Raw genomic sequence first — 24353 nt, 5'->3', positions numbered from 1 at the left:
AAACTGAAAACGGGACATCGGAACGACCGGCCAAGCATCAGCCGCGCCAGTAACGATGTGGCACGAAGGGCATGGGTTGCAGCTGCATTGGCACGGCGCGGCCGCGCACCTGGGCATACAGCGTGGTGCCGGGTGCGGTGAATTCGGTAGCCACATAGGCCATGGCCACCGGGCCGCCGGCGCTGGGAGCAAAGCTGCCGCTGGTGACGCGCCCGGCCACGCGGCCATCGGCTGCCAGCAGCTCGGCACCCTCGCGCACCGGGGTGCGCTCCAGCCCGATCAGCCCGACACGGCGGCGCGTCACCCGGGCCGGGTTGTCGAGCTGCGACAGGATGATGTCGGCCCCGGGAAAACCGCCAGTGCGGGCGCCGCCGGTGCGCCGCACCTTCTGGATCGCCCAGCTCAGCGCGGCCTCGACCGGCGTGGTGGTGGTGTCGATGTCATGGCCGTAAAGACACAGACCAGCCTCGAGCCGCAGAGTGTCGCGAGCGCCCAGCCCGATGGGCTTGACCTCGGCAAAGCCGAGTAGCAGGCGGGCCAGACGCTCGGCGTCCTGCGCCGCCACCGAAATCTCCAGCCCGTCCTCGCCGGTGTAACCGCTGCGCGTGGCGAAAACGCGGATCGGCGTGGTGGCGGTCGGCACCTCCATCCACCGCCCTGTCATGAACACCAGCTCCGCCGCCTGCGGCACAAGCCGGGCAAAGCTCTGCACTGCCAGCGGCCCCTGCAGCGCCAGCAGCGCCTGCTCGGGCATCGCAACGACCTCGCAGCGATCCGCAAGGGTCTGCAGCAGCGCAATGTCCTGCGCCTTGCACGCGGCATTGACGATCAAGAACAGTTCCCGTCCCTGGCCGTCCGCGCGCGGGCGCGGAATCACCATCAGGTCATCGAGAATGCCTCCCGCAGCATTGGTGAACAGGGCGTAGCGCTGCCTGCCCTCGGCCAGTCCTTGAATGTCCACCGGCACCAGGGTTTCCAGCGCCGCGGCGGCGCCGTCCCCGCGTAGCGCCACCTGGCCCATGTGCGAGATGTCGAACAACCCGGCGCTCTGGCGGGTCTGCAGATGCTCTGCGACGATGCCGGTGGGATATTGCACCGGCATGGCATAGCCGGCAAACGACACCATGCGCGCACCCAGTTCGAGGTGCAGCGCATGCAGGGGGGTGGGGATCAGATCGGAGGTCGTGAAGTCGGACACGTCAGGTTCTCGCGGGGTGCGGCGCTCGCGCCAGTCATACCGCGCCTTGCACCCTCGTGGCGACAAAGCACGGCGCTCAACCCCTCGCTGTCCCGGGTACCTGAGAGATTGATCCGGCAACTGGCCGGACTTGCCCCTTCGGTGAGCGCCCTGCTGCGGCGCCGCTCTCCAGTGAGGAACACCTTGCGGTGTCGTCAGTCCTTTTGCCTGAGCGGTACACCCGAAATGGGCTTACGCCTTCGGCGGCCGCGCTTGGCGCGCAGCGCTCTCCTGACGTGATGTAGTGTATCGTAAGCTGGCGCGACGACCTGCTCTGCAGGGCCTACTTCTTGCGGCGGCCAGCACTCAGTCCGAGGCTTTCGCGATATTTCTCACGCCGCGCCTGCTGCCGCCTTTGCATGTCACCCATCGCCCGTTTTTTGGAAATTCCAAACATTGGGTCGATGATCTCCCACCAGATGAAAGCCAGCGCCAACGGCAACAGCACCCACCACCATGACCAGCCCGCAACCGGCGCAATGCCCATGAGCTTGAGGACGATGAACACCAGACCGAGCAGAACGAAGACCATGACCATGCACCCGCTGCAAGCAGACCCCAAAAGGAACGAACTGCAACACGCGATCAACGCTGGCGTATTGCGGTTCATCAATCTGAACCGATACGCCGATCATTCTCGCTGACTTCCCCTGCACCGCGTCAACCGAATTGATTAAACTGCGTTACTTGGCTGTCATCGCTTTGTTTAACCCCTCTGGAGGACTGGAATGAAAAAAGCCGTTTTTGCTGCCGCCCTGGCTGCTGCTGCCACCCTGACCATGTCGTCGGCCTTCGCTGCCGAAGACATGCTGGCGCTGGCCAAATCGAAGAACTGCCTGGCTTGCCACGCAGTGGACAAGAAGCTGGTGGGTCCGTCCTACCAAGACGTCGCTGCCAAGTACGCCGGCAAGCCTGGCGCGGTAGAGACGCTCAGCAACGCCATCCTGCACGGCGTGTCTGGCGTGTGGGGCCCGGTGCCGATGCCGGCCAACCCGCAAGTGACCCCGGCCCAAGCCAAGCAGCTGGCCGAGTGGGTGCTGTCGCTGAAGAAGTAAATCCACCGCAGCTCGCGCAGCTGCCGTGAACAAGCCGGGATGCCGAGCAGGCTCTCGGCTTTTTTGTTGCCTCTCGAAAGAGCGTTCCTCTGCGAGGGGACAACAAAAAACGCCCCGAAGGGCGCCAGTATGACGCAACGGCGCAGCGCGGGGCTGCGCCCGGCAGCCGATTACTGCACGGCCAGCACGGTTTTCTTGCCGTCCTTGTCGAACTGCGAAATGGTGATGGTCGCATCGACCAGTTCGCCGGTCTTGGTGAAATGGATGTCCTTCTTGGTCACACCGTTGTAGTTGATGTTGGCGATGTAGGGCAGATATTTTTTCGGATCGACCGACTTGGCCTTCATCATGGCGTGCGCCAGCACCATGGTTGCGTCATAGGCATAGGGCGAGTAGAGCTGGAAGGCGTTGGCACCGAATTCGGCGTCGTAGCGCTTCTTCCAGGCTTCGCCGCCGGGCATCTGGCTCAGCGGGGAGCCGCCCTCGGCGCAGATGGTGCCCGCAGCAGCCTCGCCGGCCAGCTTGGCCAGCTCGGGGGCGCAGATGCCGTCACCCCCCATCAGCGTGGACTTGATGCCCAGCTGACGCATCTGGCGCACCAGCGGGCCAGCCTGACTGTACATGCCGCCGTAGAAAATGATGTCGGGGTTGGAGGCCTTGATCTTGGTCAGAATGGCCGAAAAGTCAGTGGCCTTGTCGTTGGTGTACTCGCGATCGACCAGCTTGAGTCCGTCTTTTTGCGCGGTGTTGGCAAACACATCGGCAACACCCTGGCCGTAGGCGGTGCGGTCATCGATCACCGCGACGGTCTTGGCCTCGAGTTTGTTCTTCGCATAGTTGGCCAGACCGGAGCCGAGCGCATTGTCGTTGGCGATGATGCGGAAGAAGGTCTTGAAGCCTTGCTGTGAAATCTTGGGGTCGGTGGATGACGGGGTGATTTCGGGAATGCCGGCGTTGTTGTAGATGCGCGAAGCGGGGAAGGTACAACCCGAGTTCAGGTGACCGACCACGCCGTTGACCTTTTCATCAACGAATTTCTGCGCCACAGTGGTGGCCTGCTTCGGATCGGCCTGGTCGTCCTGGGCATCGACCTTCCAGATGACCTTCTTGCCGCCGATGACGATGTTCTGCGAGTTCAGGTCTTTGATCGCCATTTTCACGCCGTTGGCGTTGTCCTGACCAAAGCTGGCCTGCGGTCCCGACAGTGGCGAGGCACTGCCGATGGTGACGGTAACAGTGTCTTCCGCGTAGGCAGTGCCGATGGCCATCGACATGGCCAGCAAGGGAGCAGCGTATTTGAGCTTCATGAATGAGCCTCCAGTAAAAAGGTTGGTTGTGTTGTGCAGTCAGGATTCGTCTGACAGGGCGATACATTAACCGAGTTGCAGAGGTTTGAACAGATCGAGCCTTGTCCAACGTGGAATGAGCCTGAACGAAGTGCGTCATTCCACTGAGGGATGAGCCTGAACGTGGGTTGGGGTCTGCGTTTCAAGCGGGTTGATCATCTCCAGGATGGTGATCAACATGGACGACACGCGACTGACCACAATCGCGCAACTCGAGCAATTTCTCAGCGCCAATGCACAAGTCGAGTTTTCACCGCATGGCGACGATGCGCAGCGCTACGCCCACATCAGTCGGGTTCTGCGGCGGTTTGACGACCCCGGTCGCACCAAGCGCGAACGCGGGGTCGTGCTGGCCTATTTGCGCCACACCAGCGGCTACAGCCGCGCGCAACTCACGCGCCTGGTGCGCCGGTGGCAGGCCAACCGCCTGGCCGCACAGCCGCTGGTCAAGCGTTACGGCGCCCCGGCAGCCCCCTTCGCCCGCAAGTTCACGCCCGGCGATGTCACGCTGCTGGTGGAGATGGATCGCGCCCATGAGGATGTCTGCGGCCCGGCCATCGCGCACCTGCTGCATCGGGCTTACCACGTCTATGGCGACGCGCGCTATGCCCGCTTGGCGACGCTGTCGGTCTCGCACCTGTACAACCTGCGCAAGAGCGCGGGCTACCGCGCCCAGCGCCTGCATCTCACCAAGACCCGCCCGGTGAACAACCCCATTGGCACGCGGCGCGCACCGCAACCCCAGGGGCGCGCGGGCTTTGTGCGCATCGATACCGTGCACCAGGGCGACCTGGACGGCATCAAGGGGGTGTATCACATCACCTGCGTGGACGCAGTCAGCCAATGGCAGGTGCAGGCGTGCGTGCAGGGCATCAGCGAGGCGTACCTGTTGCCCGTGCTGGCCCTGGTCATCGCCCAGTTCCCCTTCGAGATCGCAGGCTTTCATTCGGACAACGGCTCGGAATACATCAACGCCCGCGTGGCCAAGATGCTGGAGAAGCTGCGCATTGAGCAGACCAAGTCCCGCTCCCGCCACAGCAACGATAACGCGCTGGCCGAGAGCAAGAACGCCAGCGTGGTGCGCAAGCACATGGGGTACAGCCACATCCCGCAGCAGCATGCCCAGATCATCAATGCCTTCTACCAAACGGTCTTCAACCCTTGGCTCAATGGGCATCGCCCGTGCTTGTTCGCCACCGAGATCACGAGCCCCAAGGGCAAGATCGTCAAGCGCTACGCCCACGCCGATGTGAAGACGCCCCTGGCTTGCCTGGCGCAGCTCAGTGCGCAGGGCTTGGTGCGTTTCAAGGCGGGCGTCACGCTGGAGGCTTTGCAGGCTCAGGCGGCTGCGCAAACCGATTTGGCCGCCGCTCAGGCCATGCAGAAGGCCAAGGCGGCGCTCTTTGCCCGGTTCAACACGCCCCGGCAACAGGCCTGACAGGAGGCCGCTCTGCGCCGCAGGGAGCGGGTCCATCCCAACCCACTCAGATCCCTGCGGGAAGGACGGCGCAGGTCGGCAGCGCTTGCAGCAAGACTGGAGGGGGGCCTCCGGCGGCCTGGCAGGGGCCTTCCAATGAAACGATCCAAGCCTCAACCCAACCCTCTTTACACTGCCCCTTTCAACCTCGATCAACCCGACTTCAAAGAACCCAACTCATCCCGGCTTCAGGCTCATACCTGAATTGGAAAATACTGATCGCCTTTCTCAGCACGCGCTAGCAATGTGCCTCGGTCATGTCCGGTTGACAGGACGCGCAGGCAAGGCCGCCTCATTTTGTTCGGGCTTGTTCAGCGCATCGCGCAGGACGGGTTCGACCGACTGCCATAGCCGGGCCGCGATCTGCGGCACCTGTGCGTCCAGCTCGGCGCGCAGCTGTTCGAGCAATCGTTGCTGCAGACCGGGAGCAATCTGCTCCCAGATGCGGTCCGCATCGACGGTGCCAACGTGACCGCCGTGATCGTTCGGTGGCCGCAGAAGATCCTGGTCTTCGCTGCGCGCGTCTGCACCAAGCGGCGGTGGGGCCACGACCGGCTCGGCGGCATCCTCTTCGCTGCGCAGTTCGCCCGGCGACAGACGCTCTGTCAGAATGGGCAGCAAGGCATGCGAAGGTGGAGTCGGCTTCATGTTGCGGACGTCATGATTTTGGGCTCGATCCCCGCGGCACGGTAGGCCCGCAGCCGGCTACGGGCCGCTGGTTTGTCGGGGGCGCTGGCTCCGACCAGTTCAATCACCCGTCCCAGCGCCTCCCAGCCCGGCACCAAATCAGGACCAAGGTTGACCAGCGCATCGAGCCGCCCGGCCCGCGGCAGATCCGGCACCGCACTGAGCAGGACCGGGGTCTGCGCGGCAAGCGGATCATCCTGCCAGACGTGCGCGACAAAGCTGCCGGGCTGAAAGACCCACAGCAGGTGATCGAGCTCGTCGAGAACCGGCTGCGGTGCCACAACCAGCAACCGCGCACCGCGTCGGGTGGCGGTTTGCAGCAGCCCGCACGCGTAACGCAGCGGATCAGGCAGGTTTACGCGAAATTCGACGGAGCAGCTCATCGGGCAGTGCGAGGTGGGTACAAATCAGATCGGTCAAGCCTGGGACTCACTCGGCCTGCGACAGCAGGTAGCGCACCAGCAGCGGCACCGGTCGGCCCGTGGCCCCCTTGTTCTGGCCGCTGTTCCAGGCGGTGCCGGCAATGTCCAGGTGGGCCCAGGGGTAGTCCTTGGCAAAGCGCCACAAAAAACACGCAGCGGTGATGGCACCAGCCGGACGGCCTCCGATATTGGCCACGTCGGCGAAATTGCTCTTGAGCGCCTCGGCATAATCGGCCTCCAGCGGCAGACGCCAGCAGGGATCGAGCGTGGCGCGACCGGCCCGGAGCAACGCATCGGCCAGAGCATCGTCTTCGGTGAACAGGCCGCTGTTGACCTTGCCCAGCGCGATCACGCAGGCACCGGTGAGCGTGGCGATGTCCACCACCGACTTTGGCTTGTAGCGCTTGGCGTAGGTGAGCGCGTCGCACAGGATCAGCCGGCCCTCGGCATCTGTGTTGAGAATCTCGATGGTCTGACCCGACATGCTGGTGACCACGTCGCCAGGCTTGACCGCGCTGCCGCTGGGCATGTTTTCGGTGGCCGCGATCAGGCCCACCAGGTTCAGCCTGGGTTTGATACGGGCAATGGCCTCGAACGCGCCGAGCACCGCCGCAGCGCCGGACATGTCGAACTTCATCTCGTCCATTTCGGCGCCCGGCTTGAGCGAAATGCCGCCAGTGTCAAAGGTCACCCCCTTGCCGACCAGCACATGCGGCGGGTCTTTTTTGTCCGCGCCGTGATATTCGAGCACGATGAAACGCGGCGGCTGCACCGAGCCCTGTGCCACCGCGAGAAAGGCGCCCATGCCCAGCTTTTCCAGCTCCGGACGGCCCAGCACCCTGCAGCCCAGGCCGTGGAATTTGGCGAGTTTTTTCGCCATGTCGCCCAGGTAGGTCGGCGTGCAGTAATTGGCCGGCAGATTGGCCAGCTCGCGCGTCAGCCGCACCCCGAGCGCCACCGCCTCGGCCTGCTGCAGCGCGGCCTTGGCCTGCTCCAGCCCGACATCGTCTCCGGCCACGCAGACCTGCACCGCGCCGAGCTGCGGCAGCTCGCCTTCTTCCACAGTCCGAGTGGTGTCATAGCGGTAGAAGACGTCGGACCACACGGTCGGCACCCACTCGGCCAGGGTCTGCAGCCCGTTGGCGGCAAGCAGATGCGCTTGCTTCGCAGGCACGGTCTTGAGTGCGCTGGCCGCGGCCTGCAGCGCCTTTTTCCAGTCGCGCAGATCAGGCTTGGCCGCCAGGCCGACCAGTAACAGACGCCGCGCCGCAATGCCTTGCGGGCGGTGCAAAAGCAGAGTGCTGCCCGGCTTGGCGTCGAAGTCGCCATCAGCGGCAAGCTGCGCGATCAGATCGTCGAGCGCGCCGGCGTCGGCCAGGCCGCTGACACTGCGCCCCTGCGGAACGAACAAGACCAGGACGTCGGTTCTGATCTGAAGCGGCTTTTTGACGGCGGATATACTGAATTTCATGTTCGGGGTTCCGTGGTCGGGGTGCAGCGCATTATCCCATCGCCCCGCGCAACGCGCCCAGCCCTGCGGCCCTCCCGCCCCGTCCGTCATCGCATGCTTCTCGACCTCACCCTGCGCCGTGAAATGAGCCGCAATTTCGGCGGCGCGTTCACCGTGCTGTTCACCGTGGTCATCACCCTGATGCTCATCCGCATCCTGGGGCAGGCCTCGGATGGACAGGCAAGCCCGCAGGACGTGTTCCTGCTCATCGGCCTGACTGCGCTGAGCTATCTGCAGATCGTCATCACCCTGTCGCTGTTTCTGGCCGTGCTACTGACCTTCACGCGGCTGTGGTTGGATTCGGAAATGACCATTTTGCGCACCACGGGCGTGGGATGGGCACGGCTGATGAGCAGCGTGCTGCGGTTTTCCTGGCCGATCCTGCTGCTGATCGCCGCGCTCACTCTCTTCGCCTGGCCGTGGGCAAACCAGCAGACCACCGCGCTGCGGATCCGCTTCGAACAGCGTTCGGACATCGCGCGGGTGGCGCCCGGGCAGTTTCGCGAATCCGTTTCGGGCAAGCGGGTGTTTTTCATCGACAAGGGCGCACAAACCGGTGGCGTGGCACACGACATTTTCATCCGCGACGAGACTTCCGGGCAGACCGTGCTGATCACCGCACAGTCGGCGCAGGTACAACGCATCGACGGTCAGCCGTTTCTTGTGCTGCGCAGGGGCAATCGCTATGCGCACACGCCGGGGCAGGCCAACTACACCATCACCGCGTTCGAGTCTCTGGAAATGCGACTCGATGCCGCCACTGGCCTGGGCACGATGGCGCCGCCGAAAAACGGTCCGGTGAACTGGCTGACTCAGCCCGATCGCAATGTGCCGACCCAGTATCTATTCAACCCGGCCGTGCCGAACTGGCTGGGCGAACTGTCGTGGCGGCTGGGTGTTCCGCTATCGGCGGCGCTGCTGGCGCTGATGGCGCTGCCGCTGGCCTCGGGCTCGGTGCGCACCGGGCGCGCGGGCAGCCTGATCGCCGCGATCCTGGTCTATCTGATCTATTTCAACCTGATCAATGTGCTGCAGGGTTGGATCAGCGAAAGGCGGGTGGGGTTTGTCAGCGGCTTTGTGCTGCTGCACGGCGCTGCGCTACTGTTCCTGCTGGCGCTGCTGTGGCGTGGCAACGGCTGGCTGCACCGCTTATGGCATAGATGGATGCAACGCGGAGCGAGTGCCTGATGCGCACGGTACGCCGCTTTCTGCTGCTGCATGTGCTCAGCGCCATCGGCTTGGTGACTTTCGTGTTTCTGGCCCTGCTGTTTTTCATCGACACGCTCAACGATCTGAGCAATCTGGGCAAACCGGGGTTCAGCCTCAGCGGCACACTGCTGCATGTGGCCTTGAGCATGCCCAGCCGCGCGTATGAGGTTCTGCCCATCGCCACACTGGTGGGCGGGGTGTTCGCGCTGTCCAAGCTGGCCGCCAGTAGCGAGTTCACCATCCTGCGTATCTCGGGCCTGAGCCCGCGCGCAGCGCTGCTGCTGTTGCTGCAGCTGGCCGCGGCGCTGGTGGTCACGCTGTTCCTGCTGGGCGAATGGCTAGCGCCCGCTGCCGGGCAGCTGGCTGCGCGGCTTCAAACCCCGGGTGGTTCCGGCATCGGCACGCAGCTGGCTTCCGGGGTCTGGCTGCGCAACGATTCCGACCGCAGCGGCAACCAGACGGTCAACATCCAGGGTATTGACACCCAGGGCAATCTGACCGAGGTGCGTATTTACGCACTCAATGCGCAGGCGCAGGTCACCGCCGAGCTGCACGCGCGCAGCGGCCAATACGAGGGCAATGGCATCTGGATGCTGCATGACGTGACCCGCACCGACCTGCCGCTGCAGACCGGGGGGGCGCTGCGGGTGAGCAGACTGCCGAGCTATCGCTGGCAGACCTCGCTCTCCCCCAGCGTACTCGGGGTACTGCTGCTGCCACCGGACAAGATGTCGGCGATCGATCTGTGGCGCTACATTGCACATCTACGCGCCAACCACCAGGCGGCGGAGCGCTATGAAATCCAGCTGTGGAAAAAATTGTTCTATCCGTTCAGCGCCGTGGTCATGCTGCTGCTGGCCCTGCCCTTTGCCTATCTGCACACCCGCTCCAAGAGCGTGAGCAGCAAGGTGCTTGTGGGCATCGGATTGGGAATTGCGTTCATCCTGCTCAACACCCTGCTTTCCAGCCTGGGCATCCTGGGCACATGGCCACCGGCAATCACCGCGGCACTGCCCATGCTGCTGTTCGGCGGGCTCGGGCTGGTGGTGTTTGCCTGGCAGGTGCGTTTCCGTTGATCACCCGAAGAAAACAGCGATGAATCTGCACCAGTTCCGCTTTTTGCAGGAAGCCGTGCGTCGCAATCTCAACCTCACCGAAGCGGCGCGGGCGCTGCACACCTCGCAGCCCGGGGTGTCAAAGGCCATCATCGAGCTGGAGGGCGAGCTCGGGGTGGAGATTTTCAGCCGCCACGGCAAGCGCATCCGCAAGCTCACCGAACCCGGGGCCGAGGTACTGCGCAGCGTGGACATCATCCTGCGCGAAGTGGCCAATCTCAAGCGCATCGGTCAGGAATACGCGGCACGAGACGCCGGCGAGCTGACGGTGGCAGCCACGCACACGCAGGCGCGCTACAAGCTGCCATGGGTGATCGCCGAGTTCCGCCGTCGCATGCCCGCGGTGCAGGTCAAGCTTATCCAGGGCACGCCCGAGCAAGTGGCGCAGGCGGTGCGGGAGGAGCGCGCCGACCTGGGACTGGCGAGCGAGTCGCTGCATGATGCGCCGGACCTGCTGAGCCTGCCCTGCTACAGCTGGCAGCATCTGGCCGTGGTGCCACACGGCCATCCGCTGTGCGAGCGCACGGAGCTGACCCTGGCTGAACTGGCCACCTTCCCTCTGGTCACCTACGAGCCGGCGTTTGCCGGGCGCCGCCAGATCGACGCAGCCTTTGCGCACGCCGGGCTGCAGGCGCAGATCGTGCTCGACGCACTCGACTCCGATGTGCTCAAGACCTATGTCGAACTCGGTCTGGGCGTGGGCCTGATTGCCGAAATGGCCATCTCTCCCGATCGCGACACCGCCTTGCACAGCCTGCCTGCGGGCCATCTGTTCGGCCAGCAGCTCACCCGCGTGGCGTTCAAGCGTGGCGTGCTGCAGCGCAGTTTCGTCTTCCTGTTCACCGAGCTGATCTCGCCTCGTCTGCCGCGCAAGCTGGTCGAGCAAACCCTGCGCGGCGAACTCGGTGAGCAGGATGTGTTCTCGATCTGAACCGTTTTGCCCATGTCGCCCCGCACTCCCGCACTCGCATCGCGCCTGCCGCAGGTCAGCACCACCATTTTCACCGTGATGTCGGCGCTGGCGCAGCAGCACGGCGCGATCAACCTCGGCCAGGGCTTTCCCGACTTTGCCTGCGATCCCAGGTTGATCGACGCGGTAGACGCCGCGATGCGCAGCGGCGCCAATCAATATCCGCCAATGGCCGGGGTTGCGGCGCTGCGGCAGGCAGTGGCGGACAAGATCGCCGCGCTGTATGGCCACCGCTACGACGCCCAGACCGAGATCACCATCACCGCCGGGGCGACGCAGGCCATTTTCACCGCGCTGCTGGCCGTGGTTCACCCGGGCGACGAAGTGATCGTGCTCACCCCCTGCTACGACAGCTACCTGCCCAATATCGCGCTGTGCGGCGGCGTGGCGCGCACCGTGCCGCTGCGCACCGATTTCCGGCCCGATCTGGCTGCCATTGCCACGGCCATCACCCCGCGCACCCGGGCGCTGCTCATCAACAGCCCGCACAACCCCAGCGGCACGGTGTGGAGCGAGGAGGACATGCGGCAGCTCGAGGCCCTGCTGGCGCCTACTGACATCGTGCTCATCTCCGACGAGGTCTACGAGCACATGGTGTTCGACGGCGCCCAACACCAGAGCACCTCGCGTTTTGCAGGGCTGGCCGCGCGCGCCTTCGTCGTGTCGAGCTTTGGCAAGACTTTTCATGTCACCGGCTGGAAGGTCGGCAGCGTGGCTGCGCCTGCGGCGCTCACCGCCGAATTCCGCAAGGTGCATCAGTTCAATGTGTTCACGGTCAACACCCCGATGCAGCACGGTCTGGCGCAGTATCTGGCCGACCCGGCGCCTTACCGCGATCTGCCCGCGTTCTACCAAGCCAAGCGCGATCGTTTTCGCGCTGGACTGGGTGCGACCCGCTTCGAGCTGTTGCCTTGCGGCGGCAGCTATTTCCAGTGCGTGCGGTATGCCGCCATCAGCGACCTGCCCGACACGGCCTTCTGCCGCTGGCTGACCGAGCAGGTTGGCGTGGCGGCGATTCCACTGTCGGCCTTCGAGCCCGACGGCAGGCAGCGCGGCGTGGTGCGGTTTTGCTTTGCCAAGCAGGACGCCACGCTCGACGCCGCGCTCACGCGCCTGGCAACGCTGTGACCCAGCGCGCACGCCACGCCTGCACCGCCCGCACCAGCAGCTCGGGCAAGGTTTCGGCCTGCAACTCCATCCCGAGCACTCGCAGTGCCGCCTGCACACTATCGATCCCCGGCTGGAACGCCCGCGCGCCGAGATGCTTGGAGAGCTTCTCGCCCTGCGCGTCGCGCACCAGCGGAACGTGCAGATAGCGCGGCGTGGGCAAGCCCAGCAGCCGCTGCAGCGCAATCTGCCGTGCGGTGGAACTGGCCAGATCCTCGCCGCGCACCACGTCGGTGACGCCCTGCGCCGCGTCGTCGACCACCACCGCGAGCTGGTACGCCCAGGCGCCGTCGGCCCGCTTGAACACGAAATCCCCCACATCCCGGCTGAGCACCTGCGACTGTGCGCCAAGTCGTCGGTCCGTCCAGCGCAGAGGCTGATCCGCATCGTCCGGCAGACGCACCCGCCAGGCGCGCGGGGCACGCCCCTTCAGCCCTGCGCGGCAGGTGCCGGGATAAACCGGCTCCTGCCCGCGTCGGGGCAAACATCCTAGCCGCGCAAGCTCTGCCAGGATTTCGCTGCGTGAGCATGCGCAAGGGTAGGCATGGCCGGACTCCACCAGCGTCTGCGACGCCTGCTGGTAGGCCGCGGTGCGCTGTGACTGCCACACCGGCGGTAGATCCGGATGCAGGCCACAACTGGCAAGCTGCTGCAGGATCAACCGGTCGGCCCCCGGACGGTTGCGCGTGAAATCGAGGTCCTCGATCCGCACCAGCCACAGCCCTTGATGCGCCCGGGCATCGAGCCAGGATGCCAGCGCCGCAACCAGCGACCCCGCGTGCAAGGGCCCGGTAGGAGAAGGCGCAAAGCGGCCGATGTAGGACGACATCGCTGACGACCGACTGAACGCCGGCGGCAGGTCACAGTGTGGTTCAGTGCCCGTCGATCAGGGCCTTGAGGTCCTGCGCCAGATCGGTTGCGCTGACCCCTTCGCGCTCGAACAGGCGAATCCTGCCCTTCGGGTCGAACACGTAGAACCCAGCAGTGTGGTCCATGGTGTAAGAGCCCGGCGTCTTGCCCGGCACTTTTTTGTAATACACCTTAAAGTCCTTCGCGGTCTGGTCGATCTGCGCGGGCGTGCCGGTCAGCGCCAGAAAGCTCGGGTTGAAATGGGTGACATAGGCCTTGAGGATCGCCGGAGTGTCGCGCTGGGGGTCAACCGTGACGAACAGAAACTGCACATCGCGCGCCTTGTCACCCAGGTCTTGCACGGCCTGCGCCACCACCTGCAGCGCGGCCGGGCAGATGTCCGGGCATTGGGTGTAGCCGAAATACATCACCACCACCTTGCCAGCAAAGTCCGACAGAGTGCGCTGCTTGCCATTGAAATCGGTCAGGGCAAAGCCGCTGGCATACGGAACACCAGTGATGTCCACCCCATGAAACGCATACGGCTTGCTGCAGGCGGCCAGCAGCAGGGCCGTGCCGCTGACGGCCAGGACGATTCGTCTGCGTGTGGCGGAAAAGCGTTCGGGCATCAGACAAAATGAAGCGGCAGATAGTGATCGACCAGCAAGGCGGCAAATAGTAAAGAAAGGTACAGGATAGAGTAACGGAAGGTCTTGCGCGCGAGCAAATCGCTGTACTGCCGCTTGAGCGCCCAGGCGTAGGCGATGAACACCCCGTCAAGCACCACGGCGCTGGCCAGATAGATCAGCCCGCTCATGCCCAGCCCATACGGCAGCAGGGTCACCGCCGACAGCAGCAGGGTGTAGAGCAGGATCTGCGTGCGGGTGAATTCGGAGCCGTGCGTGACCGGCAGCATCGGCAGGCCGGACTTTTTGTAGTCGTCCACGCGGTACAGCGCCAGCGCCCAGAAATGCGGGGGCGTCCAAAGGAAAATGATCAGGAACAGCAGCATGGCCTGGACTGACACATGACCGCTGACCGCTGCCCAGCCCAGAACCGGCGGCATGGCCCCAGATGCGCCGCCGATCACGATGTTCTGCGGCGTGGCGGGTTTGAGAAAGATGGTGTAGATCACCGCGTAGCCAACGAAGGTGCCGAAGGTCAGCCACATGGTCAGCGGATTGACCTGGGTATAGAGCAGCCACATGCCCGCAGCGCACAGCACACAGGAAAAGCTGATGATGGCCGCGGTGCCGAGTTCGCCGTTGGCCGAGGGCCGCCAGGCGGTGCGGCGCATGACCGCATCGATCTTCTGCTCGACCAGGCAGTTGAACGCCGCCGCCGCACTGGCCACTAGCCAGATACCCAGGGTTCCATACAGCACCGGTTGCCAAGGCGGCAGCGTCGGCTCGGCGAGAAACATGCCGATCACCGCGCAGAACACGATGAGCTGCACCACGCGGGGCTTGGTCAGCGCGTACAGCCTTGAAACCACACGCAACGGGCTGGGAGCATTGTTGAGGACTTGAGGATTCATACCGATCTCCGCAATGTGCATCAGTGCCGGTGCAGCGCGAGATTCGCCCGCGGTTTGACAAAAGCCGAGCCGAGCGACTCCGAAGGCGCCTGCTCACGCGCCTTGGCACTGACACGGTAAATGCCGGTGGTGAGCAGCAGCATCAACACAGCCGAGCCGCCGTTGTGCGCCACCGCCACGACCAGGGGATGCCCTTCGGTGACTAGCACGATGCCAAAAACGATCTGCAACACCACGGCAAACCCGGTCCACACGGCCAGGCGTCGCAGCGCCGGGTAGCGCCACATCGCAGCCACCGCAGCGAACACGGCCGCTGTGGCCACGATCGCAAACAGGCGGTGGCCCCACTGGATCGCCACCAGCGCCGCTTCAGTGATGGGCTGGCCGTCCGCCGTCAGGCCGAGATGGCGCCAGAGCGCGAAGCCCTGCGCCCAGTCGGCATCTGGAGTGAAGGTGCCATTGCAGGTCGGGAATCCGCTGCAGGCCAACGCGGCGTAATTGGTGCTGGTCCAGCCGCCCAGGAAAATCTGCACCAACACCGCGCCCGCAGCCAGCCACAGCAGGCCACGGGTCAGCGCCCCGGCAGAAACACTCACCAGGTCGGCACGGTTGCGCATCCAGAACCACGCCAGCAGCATCAATAAGATGATGCCCCCCATCAGGTGCAGGGTCACGACCAGCGGAATCAGTCGCATGGTGACTGTCCACTTGCCAAACAGCCCCTGCAACACCACCCACAGAAACAGCGCGATCGGCAGTCCAAGCCGGATATCTTCACCATGCCGACGCGCCCACACTGCACGTGCGAGCAGCACCATGATCAGCGTGCCGATGATGCTGCCGGCATAGCGATGGATCATCTCGACCCAGGCCTTGAACGGGCTGACATAGCCATGCGTGCCCCCCTGCTCCTTTACGGCCTGCGCAATCTGCTCATGCGCTTGCAGCGGCGTGAACTTGGCATAGCACCCGGGCCAGTCCGGGCAGCCCAGGCCGGAATCGGTCAGCCGCACATACGAGCCGAACATCACCAGATCCAGGGTGAGAAACACCAGCACGGCAGTCAACTTGGACCAGCGCATCTTCAGGCCGACCCAGAACACGCCGGCCAGCACCACGATCCACACCAGAGCCTGCATCCAGTGCAGGGAGAATTGCCAGATGGCATTGCTTGCGAGCGTCATTGCACGGGCTCCACATGTTTGAACTTGATGCCGGCGTTGTTGTAGAGCAGCTTGGCCAGCACGCGCCGGATCCTGGTCGGGTCGGGGTTGGGCGGAAATTCCATCATCAGGTGACCAAACGGATCGACTAGCCAGATCGGTCCCTGCAGCACACCGCCCTGGTTGGGCAGCCACAACGCGAGCCTTTGCGGATCTCCGCGCAGCATCAGCGTGCCCGCCGCAGGCGCCAGCACACCCGGGTTGACCGGGCCGGCATCGGTGATCAGCCATACCCGCACGATCTGGTCGCGCTCGTCCCCCTGCGCAATGCGAATCTGACGCAGGTAAAACAACGATTGCTGGCACTGCGCGTCGCAGGCTGCAGGCGCAGCCATCACCATCAGCCAGTATCCCTCGAGCCGCTTGAGGTCGTAAGGCTTGCCGTCCAAGGTTTTCAAACCCAGATCGAATGGAATCGGCCGCTGCGGTTCGATCAGTTGGCCATAGGATGGCTTCCCCGTCGGGTGAACCACGTAGAACAGAAAGAAAGCAGCAATGATCGGCGCCGCCGACAGTGCCAGCAACAGCCACAGGGTGAGCATCGAGCGTGCTTTGCGCGCTGGCGGCTGACCGGGAGGATTCAAACTGGAATTCAAGGACGTACTCACTGTGATAGGGTCCATCGTCAAATCGGGTTCGCCGACATCGCACCGTCGTGACGCGACATGCGCAGTCGACGAAACACGAAATAGGCGAGCAACACCGCAGCGGTGGCACTCATCGCAAACCATTGCGCTGCGTAGCCGTAGTTGGTGCCCACTCCCGTATTCGCGGCTGGCCAGTCGCGGCCCAGGCCGTCATTTGCATGTCCAGACTGACGCAGAACGAACGGAAGCAGGTTGATGTGATGGTCCTGCGCGAACTTCTGCAGGTTTACGTTCTGCCGGATGGTTGCACCTGGCGGATCGGGAAAAAACGAAAACCATTGGGAGGGCGGCGGCGCGATCAGTCCAGCGATCTGCGTCAACCCTTGCGGCGTCTTGTAAGGCGCGATCAGATCCATCGCCTGAAAATTTCGAGGAATCCAACCCCGCAGCACCATCACGTATTCATGACGTCCGGTCAGTCTCAGCGGGGTCAGCACCCAGAAGCCGGTTTGCTCATGCTGCTGGCGGTTTTGCAGATAGATCGTGAGGTTTTGCGCAAACTCGCCGCTTGCAACCGCCCGTCTCCACACGTCACGGTCAAGCGAAATCGCATCCTGACCGATCCGCAGCGGCGCAGCTCGCTCGCGCTGCTGCATACGCGCCTGCAACGCCTGCTTCTCATGCGCACGGTCAAGCTGCCAGAACCCGAGCGACATGGTGATGCCAATCACCAGCACTCCCAGGAAAACGATCAGAAACTCTCTGGGGCCAAATGCACGGCCACGCATCCGAAAGTCCGAATCTGAGTTAACCTGTTGATTCATCTGCACGGACCTACGCCATGAAAATCTTGATCCCGATCGCCTTCCTGCTCATCATTGGCAGCCTGTTTTCCGGTCTGTTCTTCGTGATGAAGGATAAGGGCAAAAGCAATCGCGCAGTGTATGCACTGACATTTCGGGTCGGATTCTCTGTGCTGCTGTTCTTGATCCTGATCATCAGCTACAAGCTCGGCTGGATACAACCGCACGACGTCGGACAGTGAGTCCGAAGTAAAAATGCGCCGCAACAGCGGCGCATTTTTTCGATGGGAATCTGTCAGAGCCAGTAGACCAGAACGTAAAGCAGCAGCCAGACCACATCCACGAAGTGCCAATACCAAGCCGCGCCTTCGAAGGCAAAGTGATGGTCTGCTGTGAAATTGCCACGGATCAGTCGGATCAGCACCACGGTCAGCATGGTCGCACCGAGGAACACGTGAAAACCGTGGAAGCCGGTGAGCATGAAAAAGGTCGAGCCATAGATGCCCGAGCTCAACTTGACCCCTTCGACCGTGTAGGCGTGGTGGTATTCATATCCTTGCATGAACAGGAAGATGACACCGAGCAAGATGGTCATTGCGAGCCAGAAGATCGCCTTGTTGCGGTGCGCAGCGCGCAGCGCGTGGTGCGAAATGGTCAGGGTCACACCAGAGCTCAGCAACAGCGCAGTGTTGATGGTTGGAATCGGCCAGGGCCCCAGTGCTTCGTGTACCGCCGGAATCAATCCGCCTGGACCAGTAGAGGGCCAAGTGCCGGCAAAATTCGGCCAGAGAATTTTGCTGTGCAACGCAGCGAGATCGGGCAATGCGAATTCTCGCGCGTAATACAACGCGCCGAAAAACGACGCAAAGAACATCACCTCGGAAAAAATGAACCAGGCCATGCTCCAGCGGTAGGAGACATCGACCCGCTGGTTGTGCTTGCCGGATTCGCTTTCCTGGATGGCCTCGCCAAACCAGTGATACACCACATAAACCAGCCAGACGAACCCGGCGAGCAACACCCATTCAGCATGCGCAACACTGTTGAACCACAAAGCTGCGCCGAATGCCATCGCCAGTAGACCGATTGAAGTCATCACTGGGTATTGGGATGGCCCGGGAAGAAAATACCCGTGCGGCTGGGATGTCGATGCCATATTGCCTCCTGTTATGAGCGCGCAGCGCTGGAAATCACCAAATTGACGATCAAAATCAAGCCGGCCACGAACACGACCGCAGCAAGTAAGCCCGCAAGGATCATATGTTCAGGCCGAACATTCTGAAAATCTTTACTCCGTTCACTCGACTTACGAATCCCGGCAAATGACCAGAGAACCGCGATCAGTGCACGCAGGAAAGAAGGCTGAGACTGTCTGCTCAACGCATCCCTTCAACATTTCGGAAGCCGGACATCGGATAGATGCCCGGCTCCGCGTTCAAATTCCCAAGACTTTCGCCTTGATGATGTAACCGAGATAGATCGCCAGCGCAATACTGACCATGATCATCGCCGTCTTGAAGTTCTGGCGGCGTTTTTCCGGTGGAAGCCGACGATCGCTCATCTCAGTTTTCAGTTGTAGCCCAGAACCCGCGTCGCATCGGCGTTGAGCTTGGGCGGAGTTTCAAAGGTGTGGAATGGCGCCGGCGAGGGAACTTCCCATTCCAGACCTTCGGCACCCTCCCATGGACGCTGGGGCGCCTTCTCGCCCTTTCCACGCAGCACCGGAATCACCACAGCGAACAGGAAATACGCCTGCGACAGGCCGAACAGCCAGGCGCCGATGGTCGAGATCTGATTGAAGTCGGTGAACTGCACTGGATAGGCCACATAGCGACGCGGCATACCCGCCAAACCAAGGAAATGTTGCGGGAAGAACGCGATGTTGAACGAGATCATCGACGTCCAGAAGTGGATCTTTCCGGCGGTTTCGTTGTACATCACACCGGTCCACTTCGGCGACCAGTAATAAAAACCCATGAAAATGCCGAACAGTGAACCCGCAACGAGCACATAGTGGAAGTGGGCAATGACGAAATATGTGTTGTGCAACTGCGTGTCGATCGGCACCATGGCCAACATCAGGCCGGTGAATCCACCCAGCGTGAACACGAAGATGAAACCCACGGCAAACAGCATCGGTGTTTCAAACGTCAGTGAGCCGCGCCACATGGTGGCCACCCAGTTGAACACCTTGACCCCAGTAGGCACGGCAATCAACATCGTCGCGTACATGAAGAACAGCTGACCGGTGGTCGGCATGCCCGCGGTGAACATGTGATGTGCCCAGACCAGGAAGGACAGGATGGCGATCGAGGCCGAGGCATACACCATCGAGCTGTAACCAAACAGTTTTTTGCGCGAAAACGCCGGGACCACTGCACTGACAATCCCGAACACGGGCAGGATCATCACATACACCTCGGGATGTCCGAAGAACCAGAACAGGTGTTGGTACAGCACCGGATCACCGCCGCCAGCCGCGCTGAAGAAACTGGTGCCAAAGTGGCGGTCGGTCAGGGTCATGGTGACCGCACCAGCCAGCACCGGCATGATGGCCAGCAGCAGGTAGGCGGTGATCAGCCAGGTCCAGACGAACAGGGGCATTTTCATCAGCGTCATGCCTGGGGCGCGCAGGTTAAGGATGGTGACGATGATGTTGATCGACCCCATGATGGAGGAGGCCCCCATGATGTGGATAGCGAAAATCACCATGTCCATGCCCATGCCTTGCTGAATGGTCAGCGGCGCGTACAGCGTCCAACCCACACCCGGCGCGCCTCCAGGGACGAAGAACGACGCCGTCAGCAGGATGCCGGCAGGAACCAACAGCCAGAAGCTGAGATTGTTCAGGCGCGGAAACGCCATGTCGGGCGCGCCGATCTGCATTGGAATCATCCAGTTGGCAAAGCCCACCAGCGCCGGCATGACCGATCCGAAAATCATCATGATGCCGTGCATGGTGGAAAACGCGTTGTACAGCTCGGGGTTGAGCAGCCAGACATACGGTTTCCACAATTCGGTGCGGATGCCCAGCGCCAGAATCCCGCCCTCGAACAGCATCCACAGGGCAAACAGCAGATACATCGTGCCGATGTCCTTGTGATTGGTGGAGAACAGCCAACGGCGCAGGCCGTGTGGATGTTCGTGGGCATGGTCACCGGCATGGGCCGATGGCGGTGCGTGGTCAATGACTGCGCTCATGATGTCTTCCTTTCCTGCGATTCCAGAACGTGTTCAGACGTTGTTGTGATGGTGCCCAGCTGTGTTGCGCCGGACTGTCTCTCTCCACCGCTGCGACTAGGTCTTGCTCGGCGCTGCGCCGTCAGCTGACGGCGTGCTGTCCGGATGCGTCTTTTTCCACTGCGCCACCCACTGCTCGTACTCGGGCATGGTCACTACCTTGATGACGATGGGCATGAACGCGTGATACTTGCCGCAAATCTGGGCGCATTGGCCGTAGTAGGTTCCAGTCTTTTCGGCAGTGAACCAGGTTGAGCGCACAAAACCAGGGATGGCATCCATCTGCACGCCGAGCGCATTGACGTAGAAGCCGTGAAGAACATCGTCTGACGTCGTGACGATCTTGATTTTTTTGTTCACCGGCACAACCAGCTCATGATCGACTGCCAGAACAAAGTCGTTGGGCAGGTCTTTGCCTTCGTAGATCTGGGAGTATGGCGTGGTCAGCGTGGACCAGAACGATATGCCCTTGCCAGGCCCGGCCATGTAGTCGTAGCCCCACTTCCACTGCGCCCCGGTGACCTTGATGGTCATGAAGGAATCGCTATGGTTTTCCTGCGCGATCACGGTGCGGGTCGCCGGAACGAGAATGGCGATCACGATCAGGATCGGGATGACGGTCCACGCAATCTCGACCTTGGTGCTTTCATGAAAGTTTGCAGGCACGGCCCCTTTGGACTTGCGGTGCTTGAACACCGCATAGAACATGGCACCGAACACCACGATGCCGATGCCAAGGCAAACCCAGAGCATCATGTCCATCAGGAATTTTTCCTGCTTGGCGATCGGGGTGACCGGATCCTGGAAATACAGCCCCAGAACCTGAGGCCCACCGGGTAGGCTCTCCACCGCGGCATGTGCTGCGCCCATGACCCCCAGAAGGGATGCCGCGGTCGCCAGTTGGATTTGATGCAATGCTTTCATGTCACCCCACTGTCAAAGTTGGTCTTGTCGCTGAATCAACTCAAAGGGCCCGCAACGCGGCCCGCAAATCCTTGGCAAGCAGCACCCGCCGCTCCGGCCGCGTAAACCGACCGACATACACCGTTTTCCCGGCAGAGGACAGCGCAATCAGGCCGCTGTCGGGCAGCGATATCCGCACCCAATGCGGATTGAAGCTGACCGACTGCACCACGCCAGCGTTTTCCCATTCCACCTGCAGACACTGCGGAGAAAGCCGCACACACTCTCGATCGGTAGCGTGCCGGGCGTAGACCAGCAGCGCGATGGCAACCGAGCCCAATTCGATTGCGGTGAACGGCATCACGAACGACCCACCCACATCCCAGGCAATGGCCGCCACGACCAATGACACCACGCTCAGGGAGATGAAAAACATCATCAACTGTTGTGGGGACATTGCGCAGTTGCGCCGAAAGACCCAATCTCGCACCCAGCACTCGCTCGTTTGTGCAGCAGCGCTGGGCAGATTCTCTTGAGCGATGGCAGCCGAGCAAGCCGCGTGTTGCAGCGCCTGCTCTGTCGCGCATTGCGGATGATCGACGTTGTGCATCTGCATCACTTGCGTGTCTCTCGGGCAAGGTTCCCAGGATGGCCACAAATCTGAATGGGAAGCCAATTATAGGTGCGACAGGATGCCGCACCCGTCTTGCGGCGATCACCTGCGTTGATTTTGCGCGAGATCAAGATGATCTCGTCACATTCCGTTCAAACAATGTTTCAGGTTGTCACTGCGACGGGATGTCGCAGGTTTTAGCCCTGTTGCGGCTTGCCACGCAATTCGGGTTGACGCGCAGTGCGGCGCAATTGATCGAGGTCGAAAGTGGCCTGTCCGGCGCGCGCACGCTCGGTGCGTGGACGAAACGCATGGCCGTAAACGAGTTCGAAGGTGAGGGTGATGCGCCCGTCGGCTCCCGCGGTGGCATCGAGGGCGGCGGTGAGACGCCGCCACGCGCGCGGCGTGCGCAGCCCGGCCGCGCGTGCCACATGCGGCACGGCTCCGAGCGCGCGCAGTTCCAACAGTGCCGCCTGCGCCGAGGGCCACGACATGCGCACCAGGTCCATATCCATCACCGGATCGGCAAAGCCGGCCTGCACCAATTGGTCACCGAGGTCGTGCATGTCGGCGAAGGTCATCGGCCGCGAGCCGTACCCCATGGCGCTGCAGACTGCGCCGAGTTCCTTGAGGGTATCCGGGCCGAAGGTGGTGAAAAACAGCGCCCCCTCGGGTTGCAAGTGGCGACGCCATGCGGCCAGCACCGGTGCGCGATCGCACTGCCAATCGAGATAAAGGTTGGACCACAGCACATCGGCCTGCGCCGGATATTCGGGGTCGGCTGCGTCCACCGCCTGCACCTGCACCTTGCCGCGACGTGCGAACCAGCGCGCCCAGCCAGCGCGGACAAAGCGCCGCGCGGCGATCTGTGCCAGCAGTGGCGATGGCTCGTAGCCGAGGATCTGTGCCTGAGGGTACTGACGGCGCAGCAGGTCCAGGCCGTCTCCCCAGGCGCAGCCAGCATCAAGCACGCGCCTAGCCTGCGCCCGCAGCAACGGCAGTCGCTCGGCCATGCGCCGTGCCGCCTCGAGCCAGATGAAAGGCGGATCGAAGCGGGCGAGCCGGTCACGCGCGCAGGCCGTCGCCGCCAGCCAGCGGGCCTGCTGCTGCGCGGCAAGAATTTGATCTGGGCGATCCATCAGCCAGGACGGATTGAGGAGCTGCAACGCATGGTGGGCGATATAGTGCGGAGATGTCCACACACGAGCATCCTATTTTGCCTGCCTTGGGCTGGTCCGCGCTGTGGCCGGGTCGCTGTGCGCATTGCGACGCCCGCAGCAGCCAGCCGCTGTGCCCCGCCTGCATGCAGCAGGATCTGATGTGGCATGCACGCTGCCCGCGGTGCGCCGTGGTCGTGTCGCAGCATGGCCAAGTCTGCGGGACATGCCTGCTGCGTCCACCGCCCTGGACCGGTGCGCTGACCCTGGGCGATTACCGCTTTCCCAACGATCGCTTCATTCTGCGGTTGAAATTCGGCGCCGAGCCGGCGCTCGGGCGCTGGTTCGGTGAGTTGCTGGGCGCGCGTTGGGTGCAGGCTGGCTGGCCTGTGCCCGATGTCATTCTCCCGGTTCCGCTTTCGCGCCAGAGGCTGCTCGAGCGCGGTTTCAACCCGGCCTGGGAAATCGCACGTCGCATTGCGGCCCGACTGCACCGCCCTGCGGATCCGCACGCCCTGCGCCGGGTGCGGCATGGCGTTGCGCAGAGCCAATTGCCGCTCGACGCCCGGCGGCGCAACATCCGCGGCGCCTATACCTGTGACACGCGATGGGACGGCAAGTCGCTGCTGCTGGTGGACGACGTGATGACCTCCGGAGCTACGTTGAGCGAGGCCACGCGGCTGCTGCGCAGGCAGGGTGCCGAGGCCGTGTGGGTGGCGGTGGCTCTGCGCACGCCGTTTGATCCATCGCACTGACACCCCCCTGCCGAACCGCGATGTTTCACGTCGTTCTAGTCCATCCCGAAATTCCGCCCAACACTGGCAACGTCATTCGCCTGTGCGCCAATACCGGTTGCGCCCTGCACCTGATCGAACCCCTGGGGTTTTCGGTCGACGACCGTCAGCTGCGCCGCGCCGGGCTGGACTATCACGAGTATGCCTCGATGCAGCTTCATGCCGGCTGGGCGCAGTTTCTCGCAAGCGCCCAGCCGCCGCGCGAGCGGCTGTTTGCCTTCACCACGCATGGCAGCCGGCTGATTGGCTCGCTGCGCTTTGCGCCAGGCGACTGGCTGGTGTTCGGCGCAGAGACCAGCGGCTTGCCGCAGGACGTGCGCGAGCAGTTTCCGCCGCAGCAAAGGGTGCGCCTGCCGATGCGCCCGCAACAACGCAGCCTCAATCTGTCCAACGCGGTGGCCGTCACCGTGTTCGAAGCCTGGCGGCAGAATGGATATGCGGGCGGGGTTTGA

The 24353-nt window shown here is 62.9% G+C and carries 28 protein-coding genes and 2 riboswitches; of the genes, 9 read left to right on the top strand and 19 right to left on the bottom strand.

What is annotated here, in order from left to right; translation table 11 throughout:
• Positions 1 to 37: 37 nt before the first annotated feature.
• A complete protein-coding gene (gene gcvT, locus ACZ47F_RS06085; protein WP_464926590.1) occupies positions 38 to 1126 on the bottom strand; it encodes a glycine cleavage system aminomethyltransferase GcvT in 1089 nt (362 codons plus the stop codon).
• A gap of 149 nt (positions 1127 to 1275) precedes the next feature.
• Positions 1276 to 1380: riboswitch (glycine riboswitch) on the bottom strand.
• A 3-nt stretch (positions 1381 to 1383) separates the two neighbouring features.
• Positions 1384 to 1481, bottom strand: a riboswitch (glycine riboswitch).
• Positions 1482 to 1520: 39 nt separating this feature from the next.
• Entirely contained in the window at positions 1521 to 1775 is a 255-nt protein-coding gene (locus ACZ47F_RS06080; RefSeq protein WP_464926386.1) for a TIGR04438 family Trp-rich protein, read from the bottom strand.
• Between the two features lie 190 nt (positions 1776 to 1965).
• Between ACZ47F_RS06080 and ACZ47F_RS06075 the strand changes: the two genes are divergently transcribed.
• Entirely contained in the window at positions 1966 to 2292 is a 327-nt protein-coding gene (locus tag ACZ47F_RS06075) for a c-type cytochrome (RefSeq protein WP_464926385.1), read from the top strand.
• 170 nt (positions 2293 to 2462) lie between these two features.
• On the opposite strand, the gene ACZ47F_RS06070 is transcribed toward ACZ47F_RS06075, so the two are convergent.
• Positions 2463 to 3599, bottom strand: coding sequence for a branched-chain amino acid ABC transporter substrate-binding protein (locus ACZ47F_RS06070; RefSeq protein ID WP_464926384.1), 1137 nt, complete (start codon positions 3597 to 3599; stop codon positions 2463 to 2465).
• A gap of 217 nt (positions 3600 to 3816) precedes the next feature.
• Between ACZ47F_RS06070 and ACZ47F_RS06065 the strand changes: the two genes are divergently transcribed.
• Positions 3817 to 5076, top strand: a complete 1260-nt coding sequence (locus ACZ47F_RS06065; RefSeq protein ID WP_464926118.1) for an integrase catalytic domain-containing protein — start codon at positions 3817 to 3819, stop codon at positions 5074 to 5076.
• Between the two features lie 294 nt (positions 5077 to 5370).
• Here ACZ47F_RS06065 and ACZ47F_RS06060 read toward each other — a convergent pair whose 3' ends face one another.
• Genes ACZ47F_RS06060 through ACZ47F_RS06050 form a run of 3 tightly spaced genes read right to left on the bottom strand, consistent with a single transcriptional unit; the run spans position 5371 to position 7695 of the window.
• On the bottom strand, positions 5371 to 5763 hold the full coding sequence (locus ACZ47F_RS06060) for a hypothetical protein (RefSeq protein WP_464926383.1): 393 nt from the start codon (positions 5761 to 5763) through the stop codon (positions 5371 to 5373).
• The gene (locus tag ACZ47F_RS06055) at positions 5760 to 6185 is read right to left on the bottom strand and encodes a DNA polymerase III subunit chi (RefSeq protein ID WP_464926382.1); all 426 of its coding nucleotides are present in this window, start codon (positions 6183 to 6185) and stop codon (positions 5760 to 5762) included. The genes ACZ47F_RS06060 and ACZ47F_RS06055 overlap by 4 nt, the downstream gene beginning before the upstream one ends.
• A 46-nt stretch (positions 6186 to 6231) precedes the next feature.
• Entirely contained in the window at positions 6232 to 7695 is a 1464-nt protein-coding gene (locus ACZ47F_RS06050; RefSeq protein WP_464926381.1) for a leucyl aminopeptidase, read from the bottom strand.
• Positions 7696 to 7788: 93 nt separating this feature from the next.
• Between ACZ47F_RS06050 and lptF the strand changes: the two genes are divergently transcribed.
• Genes lptF through ACZ47F_RS06030 form a run of 4 tightly spaced genes read left to right on the top strand, consistent with a single transcriptional unit; the run spans position 7789 to position 12156 of the window.
• Positions 7789 to 8922, top strand: a complete 1134-nt coding sequence (gene lptF / locus ACZ47F_RS06045) for an LPS export ABC transporter permease LptF (protein ID WP_464926380.1) — start codon at positions 7789 to 7791, stop codon at positions 8920 to 8922.
• Positions 8922 to 10019 (top strand): LPS export ABC transporter permease LptG, encoded by a 1098-nt coding sequence (gene lptG / locus ACZ47F_RS06040; protein WP_464926379.1) that lies wholly within the window; start codon positions 8922 to 8924, stop codon positions 10017 to 10019. Before lptF ends, lptG begins: the two co-directional genes overlap by 1 nt.
• 19 nt (positions 10020 to 10038) lie before the next feature.
• Positions 10039 to 10989, top strand: coding sequence for a CysB family HTH-type transcriptional regulator (locus ACZ47F_RS06035; protein WP_464926378.1), 951 nt, complete (start codon positions 10039 to 10041; stop codon positions 10987 to 10989).
• A 12-nt stretch (positions 10990 to 11001) separates the two neighbouring features.
• Positions 11002 to 12156 carry a pyridoxal phosphate-dependent aminotransferase gene (locus ACZ47F_RS06030; RefSeq protein ID WP_464926377.1) on the top strand — a complete coding sequence of 385 codons (1155 nt, stop codon included), beginning with the start codon at positions 11002 to 11004 and terminating at the stop codon, positions 12154 to 12156.
• Here the strand turns inward: ACZ47F_RS06030 and gluQRS are convergent.
• Genes gluQRS through ACZ47F_RS06000 form a run of 6 tightly spaced genes read right to left on the bottom strand, consistent with a single transcriptional unit; the run spans position 12134 to position 17215 of the window.
• On the bottom strand, positions 12134 to 13024 hold the full coding sequence (gene gluQRS, locus ACZ47F_RS06025; RefSeq protein WP_464926376.1) for a tRNA glutamyl-Q(34) synthetase GluQRS: 891 nt from the start codon (positions 13022 to 13024) through the stop codon (positions 12134 to 12136). The genes ACZ47F_RS06030 and gluQRS overlap by 23 nt on opposite strands.
• A 43-nt stretch (positions 13025 to 13067) precedes the next feature.
• The gene (locus tag ACZ47F_RS06020; protein WP_464926375.1) at positions 13068 to 13673 is read right to left on the bottom strand and encodes an SCO family protein; all 606 of its coding nucleotides are present in this window, start codon (positions 13671 to 13673) and stop codon (positions 13068 to 13070) included.
• A complete protein-coding gene (cyoE, locus tag ACZ47F_RS06015) occupies positions 13673 to 14581 on the bottom strand; it encodes a heme o synthase (protein ID WP_464926374.1) in 909 nt (302 codons plus the stop codon). Before cyoE ends, ACZ47F_RS06020 begins: the two co-directional genes overlap by 1 nt.
• Positions 14582 to 14601: 20 nt before the next feature.
• Positions 14602 to 15765 (bottom strand): COX15/CtaA family protein, encoded by a 1164-nt coding sequence (locus ACZ47F_RS06010; RefSeq protein WP_464926373.1) that lies wholly within the window; start codon positions 15763 to 15765, stop codon positions 14602 to 14604.
• Positions 15762 to 16400 (bottom strand): SCO family protein, encoded by a 639-nt coding sequence (locus ACZ47F_RS06005; protein WP_464926372.1) that lies wholly within the window; start codon positions 16398 to 16400, stop codon positions 15762 to 15764. Before ACZ47F_RS06005 ends, ACZ47F_RS06010 begins: the two co-directional genes overlap by 4 nt.
• 29 nt (positions 16401 to 16429) lie before the next feature.
• Positions 16430 to 17215, bottom strand: a complete 786-nt coding sequence (locus tag ACZ47F_RS06000; protein WP_464926371.1) for an SURF1 family protein — start codon at positions 17213 to 17215, stop codon at positions 16430 to 16432.
• Between the two features lie 17 nt (positions 17216 to 17232).
• Between ACZ47F_RS06000 and ACZ47F_RS05995 the strand changes: the two genes are divergently transcribed.
• Positions 17233 to 17436 (top strand): twin transmembrane helix small protein, encoded by a 204-nt coding sequence (locus ACZ47F_RS05995; protein ID WP_464926370.1) that lies wholly within the window; start codon positions 17233 to 17235, stop codon positions 17434 to 17436.
• A 53-nt stretch (positions 17437 to 17489) separates the two neighbouring features.
• Here the strand turns inward: ACZ47F_RS05995 and ACZ47F_RS05990 are convergent, their stop codons facing one another.
• The 7 genes from ACZ47F_RS05990 to ACZ47F_RS05960 form a co-directional block, all read right to left on the bottom strand.
• Entirely contained in the window at positions 17490 to 18350 is an 861-nt protein-coding gene (locus ACZ47F_RS05990) for a cytochrome c oxidase subunit 3 (RefSeq protein ID WP_464926369.1), read from the bottom strand.
• 11 nt (positions 18351 to 18361) lie between these two features.
• A complete protein-coding gene (locus ACZ47F_RS05985; protein ID WP_464926368.1) occupies positions 18362 to 18574 on the bottom strand; it encodes a DUF2970 domain-containing protein in 213 nt (70 codons plus the stop codon).
• Between the two features lie 55 nt (positions 18575 to 18629).
• Positions 18630 to 18755 carry a hypothetical protein gene (locus ACZ47F_RS05980; RefSeq protein ID WP_464926367.1) on the bottom strand — a complete coding sequence of 42 codons (126 nt, stop codon included), beginning with the start codon at positions 18753 to 18755 and terminating at the stop codon, positions 18630 to 18632.
• Between the two features lie 8 nt (positions 18756 to 18763).
• Complete coding sequence (gene ctaD / locus ACZ47F_RS05975) at positions 18764 to 20395, bottom strand: cytochrome c oxidase subunit I (RefSeq protein WP_464926366.1); 1632 nt, start codon at positions 20393 to 20395, stop codon at positions 18764 to 18766.
• Positions 20396 to 20491: 96 nt separating this feature from the next.
• A complete protein-coding gene (gene coxB / locus ACZ47F_RS05970; protein WP_464926365.1) occupies positions 20492 to 21358 on the bottom strand; it encodes a cytochrome c oxidase subunit II in 867 nt (288 codons plus the stop codon).
• A gap of 40 nt (positions 21359 to 21398) precedes the next feature.
• On the bottom strand, positions 21399 to 21947 hold the full coding sequence (locus tag ACZ47F_RS05965) for a DUF2244 domain-containing protein (RefSeq protein WP_464926364.1): 549 nt from the start codon (positions 21945 to 21947) through the stop codon (positions 21399 to 21401).
• A gap of 200 nt (positions 21948 to 22147) precedes the next feature.
• On the bottom strand, positions 22148 to 23116 hold the full coding sequence (locus tag ACZ47F_RS05960; protein WP_464926363.1) for a methyltransferase domain-containing protein: 969 nt from the start codon (positions 23114 to 23116) through the stop codon (positions 22148 to 22150).
• A 59-nt stretch (positions 23117 to 23175) separates the two neighbouring features.
• Here ACZ47F_RS05960 and ACZ47F_RS05955 point away from each other — a divergent pair, with 59 nt between their 5' ends.
• Positions 23176 to 23862, top strand: a complete 687-nt coding sequence (locus tag ACZ47F_RS05955) for a phosphoribosyltransferase family protein (RefSeq protein WP_464926362.1) — start codon at positions 23176 to 23178, stop codon at positions 23860 to 23862.
• A gap of 20 nt (positions 23863 to 23882) precedes the next feature.
• Complete coding sequence (trmL, locus tag ACZ47F_RS05950) at positions 23883 to 24353, top strand: tRNA (uridine(34)/cytosine(34)/5-carboxymethylaminomethyluridine(34)-2'-O)-methyltransferase TrmL (protein WP_464926361.1); 471 nt, start codon at positions 23883 to 23885, stop codon at positions 24351 to 24353.

The organism is Thiomonas islandica (assembly GCF_055383445.1).
The sequence above is the reverse complement of the archived record's forward strand: the minus strand, read 5'-3'. Positions and strand labels throughout refer to the sequence as shown.